Origin of the sequence: Halobacillus ihumii (assembly GCF_902726645.1) — a bacterium.
Lineage (GTDB): Bacteria > Bacillota > Bacilli > Bacillales > Halobacillaceae > Halobacillus_A > Halobacillus_A ihumii.
Genome location: NZ_CACVAO010000001.1, coordinates 20,119 through 37,551 on the forward strand (window position 1 = coordinate 20,119; position 17,433 = coordinate 37,551).

Consider the following 17,433-nt stretch of genomic DNA (forward strand, 5'->3'; position numbering starts at 1 on the left):
TAGTTTTCTATCAACATGGTATAATTTTATTGTTTTGTCAGTCATTTAGTGATAAAGTCAAAATCGGATGAAAGTCGAAGGCGAATAACGAATATTTCCAAGTTGATTTGAAACATTTATTATTACCATCGATTATAAAAGAATGTTATTCTATAAGTGAAATAGTTACTTGTAGATATGGAATTTAGGAGGTAGATTATGAGAATTATTGTAGCAGGGGGAGACGGGTTCTGTGGTTGGCCAACCGCATTGTACCTATCCAAACAAGGACATGATGTAACCATTGTCGATAACTTGGTACGCAGAAAGATTGATGAAGAGTTAAATTCTAATTCTGTAACACCAATTACTACATTAGAAGAACGAGTAGCAAAATGGAAAGAACTGACCGGAAAAGAGATTCAAACGTTTATCGGAGATCTCAATCATTATGATTTTCTTCGTGAAGTATTCCGTCAAACAAATCCGGATGCTTTCGTTCACTTTGCTGAGCAGCGTTCAGCTCCATATTCTATGATTGATCGTGAGCACGCCGTTTACACGCAATCAAATAATGTGATCGGTAACCTAAACGTCCTTTATGCGATTAAAGAATTTGCTCCAGAATGTCATCTCATTAAATTAGGAACAATGGGAGAGTATGGAACACCGAACATTGATATAGAAGAAGGATACATTGAAATCGAACACAAAGGACGGAAAGATCTACTTCCTTATCCGAAACAGCCTGGTTCTTTCTATCATTTATCAAAAGTACATGATAGCCATAATATCATGTTTGCTTGTAAAATCTGGGGTATCCGTGCAACAGACTTAAACCAAGGTGTTGTTTATGGGTTACATACAGATGAAACGAAAATGGACCCTGAACTTGCAAACCGCGTCGATTATGATGGGGTTTACGGAACAGCATTAAATCGTTTTATTAATCAAGCTGCAATTGGTCATGATATTACGGTATATGGCAGCGGCGGACAAACACGTGCTTTTTTAAATATTGAAGATACCGTACGTTGTGTGGAAATTGCTGCAGAGAATCCGGCAGACCAAGGAGAGTTTCGTGTATTTAACCAATTCACAGAGTGGTTCTCCGTCAATGACCTGGCCGAGAGAGTTCAGAAGATCGCTAAAGAAGAGGGGCTTGACACGAAAGTTAAAAAGATTGAAAACCCTCGTATTGAAGCGGAAGAGCATTACTATAATGCAGTAAACACGAAGCTTCGTGATCTTGGTCTGGAACCGCATCTGCTTACAGATGATGTAATTCGTGATATTTTACAGGTGGCTGTGGATAATAAAGACCGTATTATTGAAGAGAATGTTTTACCATCTATAACTTGGAAGTAAGGAGTTAACTGCTTTGAAAATCGCCATCATAACAGAGACATTTTTGCCATCAACGGATGGAGTCGTAACAAGACTGAAGGAAGCAATCAAATATTTGCGCAAACAAGAACACGACATTATAGTTATTGCTCCAGACCTGGGTGTAACAGAATATGAGGGTGCGATTGTCGAAGGCGTGAAGACGACGACAATGCCTTTTTATCGTTCGAAAAAGTTTTCAATGCCGCAAAAAAAAGTGAAGAGTCTCCTTCAAAAGCATAATCCTGATTTAGTTCACGTCGTCAATCCTGCGTTTGTTGGAGCTGCGGGGGTTTACTATGCCAGCAAGCTGAACTACCCTTTACTGGCTTCTTATCATACGCATGTGCCTAAGTATTTAAATTATTATCGACTATACCCATTTGTCCCGGCAGTATGGTGGTATTTTCGAAAGCTGCACAACTTCGCAGATTTGAATTTATGCACTTCGAAAGCAATTCAAGGTGAACTACACGAGAAAAATTTTCACAATGTCCATGTGTGGGACAGGGGCGTTGCCATTGATCATTACCACCCCAATCACAAAAATGAAGCAATGCGGGAACGGCTTTCCGACGGTGAACCAAGCAACAAACTTCTTGTGTTTGTTGGAAGATTGGCACCGGAGAAGGAAATTGAAAAGATCAAACCACTACTTGAAGAACGCGATGACTTGTCCCTTGCTATCGTAGGCGATGGCCCGAATAGAGAAACACTTGAGAAAACATTCGAGGGTACAAAAACCGTTTTTACTGGTTTACTTCATGGTGATGAATTAGCTCAAGCCTTCGCTTCTTCTGATGCCTTAATTTTTCCATCCGTGACGGAAACACTAGGACTTGTGATATTAGAATCGATGGCGTCAGGCTTGCCAGTAATTGCAGCGAAGAGCGGACCGACAATGGAACAGGTTGAAGATGGACGTACAGGGTTATTATTCGAAAATGAAAACACAGCTAGTATGATCGCAGCAGTCGATCGTTTAGAAGATGAACAGCTATATCAGTATTTAAGCAAGAATGCACGAAAAGAAGCAGAAAAACACAGTTGGCAGAAACCAGCCAAGCAAATTCTCGACTATTATTATCAAACATTAGAGGTTTACCAGCAAAACCAGGCTAAACCAACAAAAAAATCAAAAGTTAAAGTCACAGAGTAAAAGCTCTGTGACTTTTTCTGTCTACTATATAAATACTCTCTCTTGAAACTTAGTAGTAACTCCGAAAAGTTTCAAAAAAACATCAATAAAATCATTCTTTCTATCATTCATGCAAACAAGAATCATATTAAAAGAATCGCGAGAGTTTGTAAAGATGGAGATGTCATCGATAATGAGTATCTTTCCGCATAGTATTATCGTTGCATTGTATGTGAACTCTTTGTGAAAAACCGTCTAATGGTTTGTATAAATATGATGAATCAGTTATTTTTAGTAGTGAATGACCAATCAGTCAATAATTGACTGGCAGGTATAATGATAACGATGGAAATTAGAGAGGGGAATAAATAATGTCATCCACCAATGGAAAACATGAAACAAATGATCAGTTATTCTCACCAGAATTCAACCAAAATCCTTACCCAGCTTTCAGCAAACTAAGACAAGAAGATCCTATTCATCAAACGTTATTGCCAAATGGGAATTTTTCTTGGATTGTAACACGTTACGATGATGCTGTAACCGTTCTAAAGGACCCTCGTTTCATAAAAGACTACACGTACTTTCTTGGGAAGGAACAAGAGGAAGAACAGTCAGAGACGAGTATCTTTGTCAAAAACATGCTTTTTTCTGATCCACCTGACCACAGACGATTGCGAGGGCTCGTGCAAAAGGCTTTCACACCGAAAATGATTGAAGGTTTACGAGGAAGAATTGAAGAAATTACTAACGAATTACTTGATAAGGTCGAGCCAAATGGGAAGATGAATTTGATTGATGCTTTTGCTTTTCCTTTGCCGATTATTGTCATTTGTGAAATGCTCGGCGTTCCTAGTCAGGACCGCGACAAGTTTCGGACCTGGTCAAATACACTTGTAGAAGCTTCTAATGATCCAGAAGAAGCTGCACAGCTCCAAGTACATATGGAAGAATTTGTGATGTACCTTAGACAGTTAATTGCTATACGGCGTCAAGATCCTAAAGATGATATGATCAGTAAATTAATCCAATCTGAAGAAGAAGGGGACAGCCTTTCTGAGCAGGAACTTTATGGTGTTATCTCCTTACTGATCATTGCTGGTCACGAAACTACAGTTAATTTAATTACGAATGGAGTATTTGGATTACTGGAAAATCCTGAACAAAAGCAACAATTGATAAACGATCCATCAATAATAGAGTCTGCACTGGAAGAATTCCTTCGTTACAATGGCCCAGTTGAATTCAGTACAGACCGTTGGGCTGCCGAAGCTATAGAATTACGTGGGAAGACCATTGCTAAAGGAGACCATGTGATTGTTGCATTGGACTCAGCCAATCGTGACCCAGAACAATTTGATGACCCAGATGTATTTGATATTACCCGCGGTAAAAGCAAGCACCTCGCGTTTGGAAAAGGAATTCATTTTTGTCTGGGAGCTCCACTTGCCAGATTAGAAGCAGAGGTGGCTGTAACAACATTATTAAGACGTATGCCTGATCTTCAATTGAATACAACTCCTGAAAAATTGGAGTGGCGTCCTGGAATGCTGATGCGCGGTTTAAAAGAATTGCCTGTAGCATTTTGATTTAAAAACACTGCTGGATTATTTGTCCAGCAGTGTTTACCATTTAGTATAAAGGATTATTTTTCTGCGTATAGATCTGTTGTTGTTTTTTCTCTTGATGATAAACCTTCGAGAATCATATTCTTCATATAACCATGGAATACAAACTCTCCGATGGTAATGGCTATAGCTAAAAAGAACGACACGGTTCCTAACGGTACGGATTCTTCAAATAATAAGGATCCTAATAACCAAATCCCGAAGAATGCCACCCCCATATCTGCTATAGTCGCTATCATATTTCCTAACTTAGGTAAGATTAGCAAATCACCTATTATGAAGGAAACCATTGTTAATCCTATGCTTGTGATTAAAATGTCTGTCAGGGAGATTCCAAAGAAAACCCCTAAAAAGAACCATAATATTGCAGTCATCATCACAAGTTTTATAAAAAATGCTTTTATATACTTCATAATATCCTCCTTCTACTATCTCTAAGTTATGTTGTCCTTTTTCTTACCGTTTAATCGAATCGTAACTTGAATATGAAGTGCTTGTTTATAATTGTTTCCAGGATTCCATAAATCACATGTGCCAAGATAAGGTAATAAATTCTTTTAACTGTATAGAAGATACAGTGCGAATGAAATCAAAAAACATACACACAATACTATGGATGTTCTAACTAGAAAGGGGAAATAATCATGCCACAACAACAAGCTCAACAAACTCTTCAGCAAATTGCTCAGATCGCTCAGCAGCTTCAACAACAAGAACAGCAAAATGCTCAACAGCTTCAACAATCACAACAACAAGGTGGAGCTAATATGAGCGCGCAGCAGCCAATGGCTCAACGCGAACAAAATGCTGCCCAGCAGCTTCAACAAATTCAACAACTTGCTCAACAGTGTCAACAGCAAATGAACCAGCAGTAAGGAGCAAGTGATCCTTTCGCCCCGTATCTCAGTGATACGGGGCGATTTATTTTGGCAAAATAGGAGGTTCTCACATCAAAAATGTCATTTACTTTAGATGATCAACATAAATCTAACTTGCAGGTTTAAATATAAGTATTTTTAGGTTTGAGCAATAACAAATGGGGTAAAAAGTTAGCATTAGTATGAAATGGGAAACTGAAGAGGCAATCACTTTTTAGTATAGCCATGTAAGACCATTGGCTATTTTCACATCCTTAATCATTGAGGAGGAATAACGATGAACATAACTTCTGATCAGAAGAAAAAATTACTGCCGGTAACTACTGATCAACAACGTATGAATGATCTTATTTCTAAATTGGCAAGGGATAAAGAGAAAGTAAAAAAAGATGATAAGGCCTATTACGACGAGACAAAGGATAAAAAAGTTATCGAACAGTATTATAGCAAAATTAATTTTAACAACTTAGACGAAGATGCTTTCTTAAAGAAATTAGGGGATCTCCTTAAGGAAACCCATACGAATCCATTGTCATATGATCCAAGCGAATATGTTTATCCATGGGTGGATTTGAGACCAGACGGTGATCTAATCAGTATTTATTCCGGAAACCAGAGGCGTCCTGAAGACGTTATGCGTGAGGATTATGAAACCTCCTTACGCCGCCAGCAAGAAGTAGAAAAATTAAATGAAACAGACAGTGAACAGATTCAGTCAGAACTTTTCCGTATTGAAAAGGAATTCAAATATAATTGTGAGCATGCTGTGCCTCAATCCTGGTTTAATGAACAGGAACCGATGCGCGGTGACCTCCATCACTTATTTACCTGTGAACCTGTATGTAATTCAATTAGATCTAATTATCCTTATTATGACTTTACAGACTATACTCCAGGAAACATAAATATGGAGCGTATAGAGGAATCTTGCGGGAAAGCAGAAGAGGAATTATTCGAACCTGAATTTGCAAAGGGAACTGTTGCAAGAGCAATGCTGTATTTCCTTCTTAGATACCCTGATCAGGTCGAGCAGAAATATCAAAAAAAGATTGATACAGAGCTGTTGCTGAATTGGCATCAAAAATTCCAGCCCTCCCTTTATGAGAAGCACCGAAATCAAGCGATTTATCAACTTCAGGGGAACCGTAATCCATATATTGATTTTCCTGAGATGTTTTTATAATAAGATAATGCACAATTAAGTAAATTATTTATTCTGGATTCCTGTCACGAGTCAACCTCCTGAAAACATATGTTACCAATGAGGTTTACGTTAAGACAGGAGGAGAACAATGAATTCTCATTACTTTAATACGCCCCAAGTCAATCCAAGTGGATATCATCCATATATATCCTATCCTTTTTATAATTACAGGGGCTATGTACCGTATTATTATCGTCAGCAGCCGGTGAGGGGGCAAGCTACTTGGACAGAAGGGGGACAGGTTACGCAGTGTGGGATTCCTTGGTCAGAAAATCACTATATGACAGCAGCCGTTGGAGAAAATTCTCCTTATCAATGTGGGCAGACTCTGAAGGTTAGAAACCTAGCTTCCCAGAGAGAAGTACTGGTAACCATTGTAGACAAAGTGCCAGGATATCCTCCAAATAAAATTAATCTGCATCGTCAAGCTTTTCAAACATTAGGAGGTAGTTTAGACGCGGGTGTGATCAATATTGAGATCACACCATCACCTGAATTAGAGCAGGAAAAATGGGGGAAATATTTATTAGAAGTTACTCAGACTGCCTATCCTGGGTATAATGTAATTGAATATAATTCAGTAGGGAAAACACAATTATCTGCCACACAAATAAAAGAAACCTATGAATATATATTAACGTCCCCACAGGAACGTATTAAGGTGCGAGGAAATGTTGTCTATAATCCTGAAACCGACAGAGTAATTTCATTTGATATCAAGGAAGTATGAGTAGCATAATACCTTATACAACGAAATTGTAAACAGGCATGGAGCTTTTGAAGCACACATGCCTGTTTTATGTGGATTATTTACTTGCCTTCATCCTTGATTTCTTCACGCAAACTTTCAATGCTGTCTTCACGGCGTTGATTCTTTTCCTGAATTTGGTTCATTTCTTCTTGGCTCATTTCTTCAGAATGTGCTTTAACATAATCGTTTGCTTCATCCATATTTTGCAAAGTGTGACCAATATTCTTTTCAATTCTTTCTTTATTATTAGAACGGTCGTCTGGTTTTGCCATGCGCGATACCTCCTTTTTTCCTGGTATAATTAGTATGCACGGGGGTAAAGAGTCTATGTACCAGTTGGAAAAAATATAGTTGTGTTACTATTAATTAAGACCAAATCAGTTGAACAGGAGGAATTTAGCATGTGCAAACACCATCCTTTTGTTAAGGGAGTAAACGTTGATCAACATACAAAATGTGCCCATTATCATACAGATGTCGATATTATCGCGATTAAATTTTACTGCTGCAATGACTATTATGCTTGCTATTTTTGCCATCAGGAAGTTTCAAACCATAATGTTTCAAAGTGGCCGAAAAGCCGCTGGAGTGAACGAGCTATTCTATGTGGAAGCTGTAAACATGAATTAACCATTTCTGAATATATGGCTTCTACAAATTGTCCTCATTGTGAAAGCCGCTTTAATGAGAAATGCAGTAATCACTTTCATCTTTACTTTGAGATGACAGAGCCACCTTCAGACACCACGTGCCATTCGTAAATTATTTTAAGTTTATTTAAACATCCGTATCTTTCAGCAGACTTTTTCCGTTTATACATATGAAAGACATTTTAGAGGAGGTAAAAACATGCGGCCGCTTGTTCATAACACTCCAACTGCAAGAGAAACAGATTTTGAGTCAGCTATAGAGAACCATATACCTGATTTACAGAAGTATTGTCTATCTCTTACCAAATCAAAGTGGGATGGGGAAGATCTCATGCAGGATACGTTAGCAAAAGCTTATAAAGCATGGACTAGGAGCCAAAGACCGATTGTTAAAGCCTATTTATTTCGTATCGCTTCAAACTCTTGGATTGACGGACACCGTAAAGTCAAAGTGAAAGAGGATTTCGGCAAAGACCTATCAGTATTTAGCCAAAGGGATGCATCAATTTCTGATTCTGTATGCCGAGCCATAGAACTGCTTCTTAGAGAATTAACTCCAAAACAGCGAGTTGTCTTATTACTCGTAGAAGGACTTGGACTTACTTCAAAAGAAACCGCAGAAATGCTATCTGACAGTGAAGGCTCAATTAAGGGTACGCTCCATAGAGCTCGTAAAAAAGTAAAAAAGATAAAACACTCTTATGAAACTTCAGACCTTGCAGGAGAGGATCCGATCCTTTATGTAACTGCGCTTCGTAATGGAGATCCGTCCGCTTTTATACAGCTGTATCACAAAGAAACACAGGGTTTACGCATGATGAAGGGGGCCAACCCAACACCAAGTCTTGATAGCCTGCCTATAGCTCATACGATTATCGGAGATGCCACTGCTTATCTGTTAATTTCCTTTGTTTCAAGAAAAGGAAGTATTATGTTTATTCCTTTTTATCAAGAAGAATTATTTTCTTTGTTGTTACAAATTGAAGAAGCCAGCAATGGTTTACTACATGCGAGTTAGAAAGGTTGAAGATACTCATGTCAAATGTAATTCCTTATGTAGTGGAGCAATCAACGAGAGGAGAACGCTCCTACGATATCTATTCACGTTTATTAAAGGACCGAATCATTATCCTAGGGAGTCAAATTGATGATGCCGTTGCAAACTCAGTTGTAGCTCAACTCTTATTTTTAACGGCGGAAGATCATGATAAGGATATTCATTTATATATTAACTCGCCGGGGGGATCGATTTCTGCCGGAATGGCGATTTATGATACGATGCAATTCATCAAGCCGGATGTGTCAACAATTTGCACAGGATTAGCTGCCTCTATGGGCGCATTCCTCCTTTTAGCAGGGGAAAAAGGAAAACGGTACGCTCTTCCGAACGCTGAAATGATGTTACATCAGCCTTTGGGAGGAACAAAAGGTCAAGCAACGGATATTAAAATCCATGCTGATCACATTATTAAAACGAGAAAAACCATAAACAGAATAATCTCAGAGCGTACAGATCAGCCGCTCGAAAAAGTAGAGAAAGATACAGACAGGGATTATTTTCTTACAGCTGAGGAAGCGAAAGATTATGGTATCATTGACAAACTAATGGCCCATGGGAAATCGTAGTTATACCATAAAAAAATTATGTTAACAATAACATAGAAGCGCAAAATCGATACAACGATTTTGCGCTTCTTTTTTGTGAAGTCCCGCCTCTAATTAGATAATTTTGGGACTTTTGTAGTTTTTATTAAAATAATATGTCTATAAAATATATACATACATATTCATGTACTAGAGCAGTGAGAGGAAAGAGGTTTTTGTTTGATAGGTAATATAAAACAACACGATTTGGAGTGGTTAAGATGAAACTAATAAGAGAGGATGGTAATGTTAAAATAGACGGAATTTTAAAGATAGATGACACGGAAAAATTTCTTCTTGAGCTTCAAAATTACTTTTCCAGCAAACCTAGAGAAAAAATAGATTTGGGTTTCTACAAAGATATTGAAATGTTAGATAGGGAATTAAACAGGTTAAACATTGATGAGAAAAGGTTATTACAAATAAAAGTAACCGCATTAATTACATATCTTGATGAAGTAAGTAGCATTCATTTCCCATCACCCTTTATCATAGGGGTATTCACGGCTGTGATTTCTTTAATTCTTGGCGTCATGATAAAGGATTTAGCAGCATTTCCAGTGTGGGTAATTTTCGCAATTATCATTTGTTTCGTTTTGTTTATCCCAGGCATATCGTGGTTAAATTTGATCCAATCTGGAAAGGATGCAGAAGTTAAACAAGCCCTTACAACGCTTCATAGCATATTAGATATACGAAGTTAAATAAAATAATCAAGTTGGGTGTTTTCTATTTTGGAAAACACCTTTTTAATAGTGATGAAATTTAACGACGACCTATTATATTAACTATATTTATCGAAATTTTCTGGTAAAATGTTACTTGTAATAATGGTTAACATAATTGATCATTGTTTACCTATTCGGTAAATGGGAGGGACGATGTCTATGACGATAAATCTCAGGCCAATGAATGAAGAAACATTTAAAAGTTATTATCAAACTTCTTTAGAAGATTATGCTGAACAACATGTTATAGCCGGTAATTGGAAGGAAGAGGATGCACTATTACTTGCAAAGAATCAATTTGAAGAACTGCTGCCAAATGGATTACACACTAATGAACATATTCTTTTTTCTATATATGAGGAAGAGGAAAAAATCGGGATTCTTTGGCTGCATGTTTATACCAATGACGGTGTGAAGCAAATGTTTATTTATGACATAAAGTTAGATGAGGATCAGCGTGGTAATGGATATGGAACAGATACGATGAAGGCTCTTGATGACTATGCAAAGAGTGAAAAGGTTAAACAAATCCGCTTACATGTTTTCGCTCATAATAAGCGAGCTATCTCCCTTTATAAGAAAGTTGGGTATGAAGTGGAGGGTCATTATATGAGGAAGACTCTTTCATGATGAATATAAAAGTTAACTACAAATATTTCTAGTTCAATTAGGGAAAGAGGGGAAACGTGTGAACGATAAACACAAGGAAACAAACTTAAATGGTGATCTAGCAATGAAAAAGAATGAGTTATTAGCTCTTTTCCATCAAGAGCTGCGTCTAGAGGCCGCCACACCAGGTTATACGAGAGAGGTCACAGAGCACCTTGTGCGACATGTAGCCAAACAAAAAAATGAGAAAGGCTTTATTATATGCTCCCATGTAAACGCGGAAAACGCTTCTGAAGTCATTGATTATGAATTGGATTACTTCAATAATCTTGGCCAAGAATTCGAATGGAAAGTTTATAGCTATGATCAGCCGCATAACCTCAAAAGTCTTCTTATACATAAAGGGTTTGATATGGAAGAAAAAGAGGCTCTCATGGTACTCGAACTTAATGAAAAGCACCATTTGTTAACATGGTCAGTTTCTGCTTTTATAAGAGAAATTACCAATAAAGAAGGGATTGAAGAGATCATTGCCTTAGAGAACACAATATGGGGAGAACCTCATAATGATTTAGGTGAAAGACTCTGGAAAGATAAACAAAATGATCCAGATTCTTTATTTCTTTATGGGATATATGATGAAGGCTCCCTCGTTAGTGCTGCCTGGATGTATATTGAACCAAATTCCTCTTTTGCGAGTTTGTGGGGTGGGTCTACATTACCTTCCCAACGTGGAAAAGGTTATTACACTACATTGTTAGCTGTCAGGGCCAAAAAAGCATATGAATGCGGGCGAAAATACCTAACAGTAGATGCTCGTCCGATGAGCCGACCGATCCTCGAAAAGTATGGATTTGCCTGCCTAGCTTATACTTTCGGCTGTCATTCTCCTTCTCATAACTCGATCAACACTAAGGATTACTAATACACGACTAAGTAATCCTTTTTAAATTCTTGAAATGTTCTTTGGAATGTTAAGGTATTATTTCAATACCCTAGATAAATAAAATACATAAAATCGATTGAGATAACATCAATAGTAAAAGGGTGTTTATTAAACTTAATTCGAGGTGGTCTAAATGGCACAAAAAGTTTTGCTATTTGGAGACATAGGGATTGATGACACGATTGCAATTATCTATTCTTTTTTCAACAAAGATATTGAATTAGTAGGAATCGTTGCTGATTATGGGAATGTATCCAGAGAAACAGCTGTAAATAACGTGTACTATTTATACGATCTGTTTGGAATTGAAGATGGGCCGCCTATTATTGGCGGAGCAGAAGTACCTATGACTGGTGAATATCCAATGTATGCCCAAGAAGTACATGGTGAATCTGGTCTTGGACCTATTACACCATCAGATTATGAGGGCGAGAGTGAAAACTTTTTTGAGATCGTGAAACTAATAGAGAAATATCAAGATGACCTCATTATTGTAAATATTGGAAGGCTTACTTCTCTTGCTACAATGTTTATCCTGTACCGATCTCTTATGAAAAAAGTGGATGGTTTTTATATTATGGGGGGTGCCTTTTGGGTACCTGGTAATGTAACAGCTGTGTCAGAAGCTAATTTTTATGGAGATCCTATTGCCGTTCAAATTGTACTCAGGTATGCTCACAACGCAACTATTATCCCACTAAACGTAACTCAACAAGCGATTGTAACTCCGGAAATGGTGGACTATATTGCTTATAAAGGTAAAACAAAAATCATTAAACCATTGTTAGATTACTATTATGATTTTTATAAAGAAAGTAATCCAGATATCCCGGGCAGCCCAGTACATGATGTTCTTACAGTTATGGCATCGATAAGGGATGATTTGTTCACATACGAAACCTTTCCCATTCATATCGTCGAAGCTACCGAAGAAATCCAAAGAGGACAAAGCATTGCAAATTTTATGGAAAGTGATATGGCTGAATCTGATGAATTAGACAGACCACACCGAATAGCCTTCGACTTAGATTATCCAAAGTTTTTTAATGATTTTATGAGCATCATGACAGGGCAGCCATTCAACTCCAAGAATTCAAGCTAGTAAAAAACTGTTTACAAAAGCTAGGAATTCTTCTTCATAAGAATGGTCATATTTATGTAACGAATAAATGCTGCACGATGGTAAATCGAGGAATGGGGTATCAATTGCCAGCATTCGGCCCTCTTGTATTTCCCTGTTGATGGCGAACGAGGGAAGAAAGGAGATGCCCATACCTTCTTGTATAAATCTTTTGGCAGCATGTGACTGAGTAATCCTAAGAAACCTGGAGGAGGGAACATATCTTTGAATTTCCCTTTTTAACAAATCCCAGTATCCAGGATGGTGATGTGTGAAAATGATGGATTGGTTCATAAGCCCATAAGGGTCTAAAGGTGGGGCCGTCTCTGAATCATAACCATCATGAGGGACTGCCAAAGTGATCGAATCACTAAACAACTTTTTGCAAAATAAGCTGCCACTGCTGCTGGGTAAGCAAGAAAAAGCAATATCTATTTGATCATCTTCAATCATCTTTTGTAATTGAGAGGATTCGGTAACTTGAATGGCCAGTTCTATGTCGTGGTTTTTCTCCTGATATCTACGGATGATACTTGGAAAAATACTATCAATTAATAATGAAGTCATCCCAATTGTAAATGTTTTATGATACCCTTGTTTAACACTTTTCATCTTTTGTAAGACATTTTCGTAATTTTGTATAAGGCTCATTGCTTCGATACGAAATATTCTTCCAAACTCAGTGAGTTGAATATGCCTGCCTTTTTTCTCAAACAGTGTTTCCTGCAATTCCTCCTCAAGCTGTCTGATATGAAGACTTACTGCCGGTTGAGTGATGTAAAGTTTCTCAGCAGTTTTCCTATAATTAAGCTCTTCCGCAGCTATTGAAAAAGTGTTTAACCATTTTATTTCCATTTGACTCCTCCTATAAGTAATGCTTATTAAATTCATCATCATTACTTAATTTTTATTATGATACTTCTATCTTACAATAAAAAGAGAGGAGGGGATATTATGTTTAACCCTGGTTTAAAAGGTGTTACTGCTGTGGAAACGTGTTTGAGTCAAATAAATGGTGAAAAAGGGGAGTTGTATTATCGTGATCAGTCCGTTCATGATTTAGTAGGGAGCTATAGCTTTGAAGAAATTAGTTACTTCTTAATGAAAGGAAAGTTTCCGAATTCTAACGAGTTACAATCACTGAAAAAAGTACTGACAAAAGAACGAAGTATTAGCAGTGAAATGAAGAAATGGATTGACCACTTAGTTAAGAAACAATCAATTACAGCAACCATTCGTTCAGCTGTTTCTTTCTTAGATGATTCAGAAGATCGGTGGCCGATTCAAACCCATGAAGCTTACCGGCTGTTAGCGAAACTGCCTACGATCGTTGCTTATAGTTATCGTAAAAAGATGAACCTTGAGACAATAGAACCAGATTATCAATTAGATCATGTTGGGAATTTCCTTTATATGTTATTTGCCGAAAGAAAAACAAAAGAAGAGGTTCAAGCACTTGAGACATATATGATCTTGACTGCAGAACATGGAATGAATGCTTCTACATTTTCTGGAAGGGTCGTTACATCTACTCAAAGTGATATCTATTCTGGCATAACGGCTGCAATCGGGGCTTTAAAAGGACCATTACATGGAGGCGCGCCAACTGGAGTACTAGATTATATTGATGAAGTAAAACAAAAATCTGTTGAGGAAATAATCAAAGTAAAGTTGGCCAATGATGAAAAAGTAATGGGATTTGGCCATCGAGTATATAAAGCAAAAGATCCTAGAGCTGAAGCGTTAAAAGCAAAGTTACTAACTATTGAGCCTAAACCAAATTGGATTGATTTTACATTAAAAATAGAAAAAGAAACTGTTCAATGGCTGAATGATTTAAAACCTGGCCGAAAACTATATGCGAACGTAGAATATTACGCCGCATCGTTAATGAAAGCCATTGGCATTCCGGCAGAATTATTCACACCGATTTTTTGTTGCAGTCGAATCGTCGGTTGGACTGCGCACATTATAGAGCAATCGAGAAATAATACGATTTTCAGACCTGAAGCTAAGTTTCTAAACCATAACTAAAATTTATTATTCTGTCTCATTATCATAAGTTTACTTAGATTATGAGACAGAATATGATTTAATTTAATGAGTACCTATAATATATGTTATGTCTACTCGAAAAAATAAAATGTAAATTATATAATTCTTACTTTCCATCACTTATTTTCAATTTCATATAGTCTATTTTCAGTAAACCGAATATATTTTCTTTCTAAGTAAAGTCCTTTATCTTTGTATATCCAGTCAGAAAATCGTTTAACGTTTTCATACCCACTTATATATAAACGATAGTGTGTATCGAAAGATTTGAAAATGGGCTCAATCCTTTTGATAACAAGAATATCGAAAAGAGATTCCATGAAATTTAATGACCCCCCTACTATATTTACGAATTCTTTTTGTTCGTAAATGCAGCCGTCACCATCAAAGTATCCTCTAACAAAATGTGAAAGGTATTGCTTCGGGACATGAGGAAACTTTAAATCTAATGACTTCTTTGGTTTTATATTGTGTAATTCCATTATATCTGTTTTCATAATTTTACTGTTCAATGTGAGGATGTATATTTTTGTTGTTTTACTTTGTATAATTGGATGGTTTGATTTCATTTCTAACTTTATTTTCTCTAAGATCCTTTTTTCTTTTTGAGCGATACTAATAGATTGAATATCTTTTGGAACAATACCATCGGCAGCAAAGAACCCTAAAATGTACGCCATGTTATTGGACCAGGTTTTAAAGTAATCTTCATTAACCGTATAGCGGCGTTTCCAACTCCCGTGAGGCCTTTTCGAAATATTTTCCTTTTTTAGGATCATTCTAATATATCTAGCGGAAACATTGGCTTTTTTTGCAATATCCTCCGTCCTTTTCCCCATATTATAAAGCCTTATAACCTCTTCATTAGACAATGTTCTTTTTGTTCTAGGCCTACTTTTAGACTGTTCATTCATGAAATTCGGCTCCCTCCTCTTATTTATATCATTATACCGAATATATGTTCCCTTTGGGATAATAATTGTAAGTAGTTTTCTAAAAACTTTCTTTACTCCAATTATTCCTTGAGGTCTAACCTTCCCTTGTATCGAGTATAAATGGTAAACAGAGGTGATTTTTTGAAAGAAACCCAAGAAGTACGTTCTACATCAAGCACACCTGAAGGTATGATTTATGTAGTTGATCCATCGCCATTGAACTGGTTATATATCCTATACAATACAATGGAAGAAGCAGTCAGAGCAGATCGCTCAGGAGCCATTATTCCTTCCCTTGCTGAGTATCAGTGGGTTAACGATACCGTTTTAGAACTAAAACTTAAGGATGGAGTTACATTTCAGAATGGTGAACAATTTACGGCAGACATCGTTAACAAGAGCATTCATGAACTGCTGCGCTGGTTAGTCCCCCACCCTCCTGGGTCCTTCCTTAATTTTTTCAAACCGGCTTCTTTAGACATCATTGATTCTCACACTGTACAATTAATTTTCCAAAACGAGATGGGCTGGCTGTGGCAAAGTTAAGGGCTGCACATTTCGCGAATTTTTGTTTTGGGATAATCTTGGCTTTGGATATCAAAAACTTGGTACCGGGGAAGGCCATTGGTGAGTACTTGACGCTGCCGGCCCGTGGGGTACCGGTCCATTTGTTTTATCAGAGGGTCATTCCTCCATTGAAAATACGATTGCTTTTATTAATAAAGATCCTTTAGCTGCAACATGGCTCACTGAAAAAGAGCTGCGAACACCTTACGTCACTTTAGATGCTAACGCTAACTATCGTAATCCGAGCCGGGGACCGCGATTAAACAAAGTCGTTTTCCGTAATCATTTTTCAAAAACAGAGGCGTTACGTCTTTGTACGACAACAGAGGGATATGTGGATTTAGTAACTGAACTGACCCCTAAGGATGTGCAACAGGTTGAATCCTCACCTTATGCTAAATTGGTTACTTCAGAAGGGAATGAAGTAGTTACAGGGATCTTTAATCGGTTTCAATCTGATGTTGACTTGGACGACTATAATCTGCGTATGGCCATAAATATGGCTATTCGACGCGATGATATTATTCAGAATGTGTACGGAGGATATGCGACACTCACCCCTGCATTAACGCCGCCATGGGCATATGATTTCCCAGAGGAGTTAGAACCGATTATGTATAGCAGACAACAATCCCGCCAGCTATTTGAAAGCTCAAGTTATCCAAAATCCAGACCTTTAAAAATAGTAGCCTTTAAGAAACATGAAAATCTATTACTGGCCGTGGCTGCCCAAATAGAAGAAACTTTATCCATTTGGGTTGAAACTATAGTTATTCCAGTACAAGAAGAAACGAAATGGATACGGGTAGTCGCTGAAAAGAAACTCACTCCAGGATGGGATATTTTAATAGCAAGTGCGACAACACAATTTTATGAAGGGACTCCTGCTTTTTTTCACAGAGAACTTTTTGGTTTTGACGGAGCCCTTCGAACAGGGCCGGAACTGCCAGAATTTGATGAAGTCTATAGAGAGATGGTAAGTCAAATTCGGCGTAAGGAGTTACTTGCGGCAGCAAAAGATGTAGATCGATTTGTATATCAAAATGCTTTATCACTATTTTTATGCGTGCCGCACAAGCTCTACGCCGTAAATAGACATGTTGACTTTAAGCCTTACCGAACTACCTTTGAGCTTGCCGAAACAGAAGTTGGAGAAATGCATTGGTCGCGAAGAAGATAATCTATGAAAAGGAGGCGGCCACTTTATAGTGACCG

20 protein-coding genes are annotated in these 17,433 nt (G+C 37.4%); 16 read left to right on the plus strand and 4 right to left on the minus strand.

What is annotated here, in order from left to right; all coding sequences use genetic code 11:
* Positions 1-198: 198 nt before the first annotated feature.
* The 3 genes from G6R08_RS00085 (at position 199) to G6R08_RS00095 (ending at position 4,092) form a co-directional block, all read left to right on the plus strand.
* Positions 199-1,347 carry an NAD-dependent epimerase/dehydratase family protein gene (locus tag G6R08_RS00085; RefSeq protein WP_163526135.1) on the plus strand — a complete coding sequence of 383 codons (1,149 nt, stop codon included), beginning with the start codon at positions 199-201 and terminating at the stop codon, positions 1,345-1,347.
* 13 nt (positions 1,348-1,360) lie between these two features.
* Positions 1,361-2,524, plus strand: a complete 1,164-nt coding sequence (locus tag G6R08_RS00090) for a glycosyltransferase family 4 protein (protein WP_163526136.1) — start codon at positions 1,361-1,363, stop codon at positions 2,522-2,524.
* A gap of 350 nt (positions 2,525-2,874) precedes the next feature.
* The gene (locus tag G6R08_RS00095; protein ID WP_163526137.1) at positions 2,875-4,092 is read left to right on the plus strand and encodes a cytochrome P450 family protein; all 1,218 of its coding nucleotides are present in this window, start codon (positions 2,875-2,877) and stop codon (positions 4,090-4,092) included.
* A 56-nt stretch (positions 4,093-4,148) separates the two neighbouring features.
* Here G6R08_RS00095 and G6R08_RS00100 read toward each other — a convergent pair whose 3' ends face one another.
* Positions 4,149-4,544, minus strand: a complete 396-nt coding sequence (locus G6R08_RS00100) for a DUF2512 family protein (RefSeq protein ID WP_240339620.1) — start codon at positions 4,542-4,544, stop codon at positions 4,149-4,151.
* A gap of 231 nt (positions 4,545-4,775) precedes the next feature.
* On the opposite strand from G6R08_RS00100, the gene G6R08_RS00105 reads away from it, so the two are divergent.
* The 3 genes from G6R08_RS00105 to G6R08_RS00115 all read left to right on the plus strand — a co-directional run bounded on the left by G6R08_RS00105 (position 4,776) and on the right by G6R08_RS00115 (position 6,943).
* Positions 4,776-5,006 (plus strand): hypothetical protein, encoded by a 231-nt coding sequence (locus G6R08_RS00105; protein ID WP_163526138.1) that lies wholly within the window; start codon positions 4,776-4,778, stop codon positions 5,004-5,006.
* 280 nt (positions 5,007-5,286) lie between these two features.
* Positions 5,287-6,192, plus strand: coding sequence for an endonuclease I family protein (locus G6R08_RS00110; protein WP_163526139.1), 906 nt, complete (start codon positions 5,287-5,289; stop codon positions 6,190-6,192).
* 109 nt (positions 6,193-6,301) lie between these two features.
* On the plus strand, positions 6,302-6,943 hold the full coding sequence (locus G6R08_RS00115) for a DUF3889 domain-containing protein (RefSeq protein WP_163526140.1): 642 nt from the start codon (positions 6,302-6,304) through the stop codon (positions 6,941-6,943).
* Between the two features lie 80 nt (positions 6,944-7,023).
* Here G6R08_RS00115 and tlp read toward each other — a convergent pair whose 3' ends face one another.
* Positions 7,024-7,236 (minus strand): small acid-soluble spore protein Tlp, encoded by a 213-nt coding sequence (tlp, locus tag G6R08_RS00120; protein ID WP_163526141.1) that lies wholly within the window; start codon positions 7,234-7,236, stop codon positions 7,024-7,026.
* Positions 7,237-7,365: 129 nt separating this feature from the next.
* Here tlp and G6R08_RS00125 point away from each other — a divergent pair, with 129 nt between their 5' ends.
* The 7 genes from G6R08_RS00125 (at position 7,366) to G6R08_RS00155 (ending at position 12,643) form a co-directional block, all read left to right on the plus strand.
* The gene (locus G6R08_RS00125; RefSeq protein WP_163526142.1) at positions 7,366-7,725 is read left to right on the plus strand and encodes a CHY zinc finger protein; all 360 of its coding nucleotides are present in this window, start codon (positions 7,366-7,368) and stop codon (positions 7,723-7,725) included.
* Positions 7,726-7,813: 88 nt separating this feature from the next.
* Entirely contained in the window at positions 7,814-8,632 is an 819-nt protein-coding gene (locus G6R08_RS00130) for an RNA polymerase sigma factor (protein ID WP_163526143.1), read from the plus strand.
* A gap of 17 nt (positions 8,633-8,649) precedes the next feature.
* Positions 8,650-9,240, plus strand: coding sequence for an ATP-dependent Clp endopeptidase proteolytic subunit ClpP (clpP, locus tag G6R08_RS00135; RefSeq protein ID WP_163526144.1), 591 nt, complete (start codon positions 8,650-8,652; stop codon positions 9,238-9,240).
* Positions 9,241-9,479: 239 nt separating this feature from the next.
* A complete protein-coding gene (locus G6R08_RS00140; RefSeq protein ID WP_163526145.1) occupies positions 9,480-9,962 on the plus strand; it encodes a hypothetical protein in 483 nt (160 codons plus the stop codon).
* 177 nt (positions 9,963-10,139) lie between these two features.
* Entirely contained in the window at positions 10,140-10,616 is a 477-nt protein-coding gene (locus G6R08_RS00145) for a GNAT family N-acetyltransferase (RefSeq protein ID WP_163526146.1), read from the plus strand.
* A gap of 58 nt (positions 10,617-10,674) precedes the next feature.
* A complete protein-coding gene (locus G6R08_RS00150; RefSeq protein ID WP_240339621.1) occupies positions 10,675-11,520 on the plus strand; it encodes a GNAT family N-acetyltransferase in 846 nt (281 codons plus the stop codon).
* 154 nt (positions 11,521-11,674) lie between these two features.
* Positions 11,675-12,643 (plus strand): nucleoside hydrolase, encoded by a 969-nt coding sequence (locus tag G6R08_RS00155; RefSeq protein ID WP_163526147.1) that lies wholly within the window; start codon positions 11,675-11,677, stop codon positions 12,641-12,643.
* On the opposite strand, the gene G6R08_RS00160 is transcribed toward G6R08_RS00155, so the two are convergent.
* Positions 12,635-13,516 carry a LysR family transcriptional regulator gene (locus G6R08_RS00160; protein WP_163526148.1) on the minus strand — a complete coding sequence of 294 codons (882 nt, stop codon included), beginning with the start codon at positions 13,514-13,516 and terminating at the stop codon, positions 12,635-12,637. The two genes, G6R08_RS00155 and G6R08_RS00160, sit on opposite strands and share 9 nt — an antisense overlap.
* Before the next feature lie 99 nt (positions 13,517-13,615).
* On the opposite strand from G6R08_RS00160, the gene G6R08_RS00165 reads away from it, so the two are divergent.
* Positions 13,616-14,695 (plus strand): citrate/2-methylcitrate synthase, encoded by a 1,080-nt coding sequence (locus G6R08_RS00165; RefSeq protein WP_163526149.1) that lies wholly within the window; start codon positions 13,616-13,618, stop codon positions 14,693-14,695.
* Positions 14,696-14,832: 137 nt separating this feature from the next.
* On the opposite strand, the gene G6R08_RS00170 is transcribed toward G6R08_RS00165, so the two are convergent.
* Positions 14,833-15,630, minus strand: coding sequence for an LAGLIDADG family homing endonuclease (locus tag G6R08_RS00170; RefSeq protein ID WP_163526150.1), 798 nt, complete (start codon positions 15,628-15,630; stop codon positions 14,833-14,835).
* A gap of 162 nt (positions 15,631-15,792) precedes the next feature.
* On the opposite strand from G6R08_RS00170, the gene G6R08_RS00175 reads away from it, so the two are divergent.
* Complete coding sequence (locus G6R08_RS00175; RefSeq protein WP_205439375.1) at positions 15,793-16,197, plus strand: ABC transporter substrate-binding protein; 405 nt, start codon at positions 15,793-15,795, stop codon at positions 16,195-16,197.
* Positions 16,198-16,411: 214 nt separating this feature from the next.
* Positions 16,412-17,398 carry an ABC transporter substrate-binding protein gene (locus tag G6R08_RS00180; RefSeq protein WP_240339792.1) on the plus strand — a complete coding sequence of 329 codons (987 nt, stop codon included), beginning with the start codon at positions 16,412-16,414 and terminating at the stop codon, positions 17,396-17,398.
* Positions 17,399-17,433 lie beyond the last annotated feature (35 nt).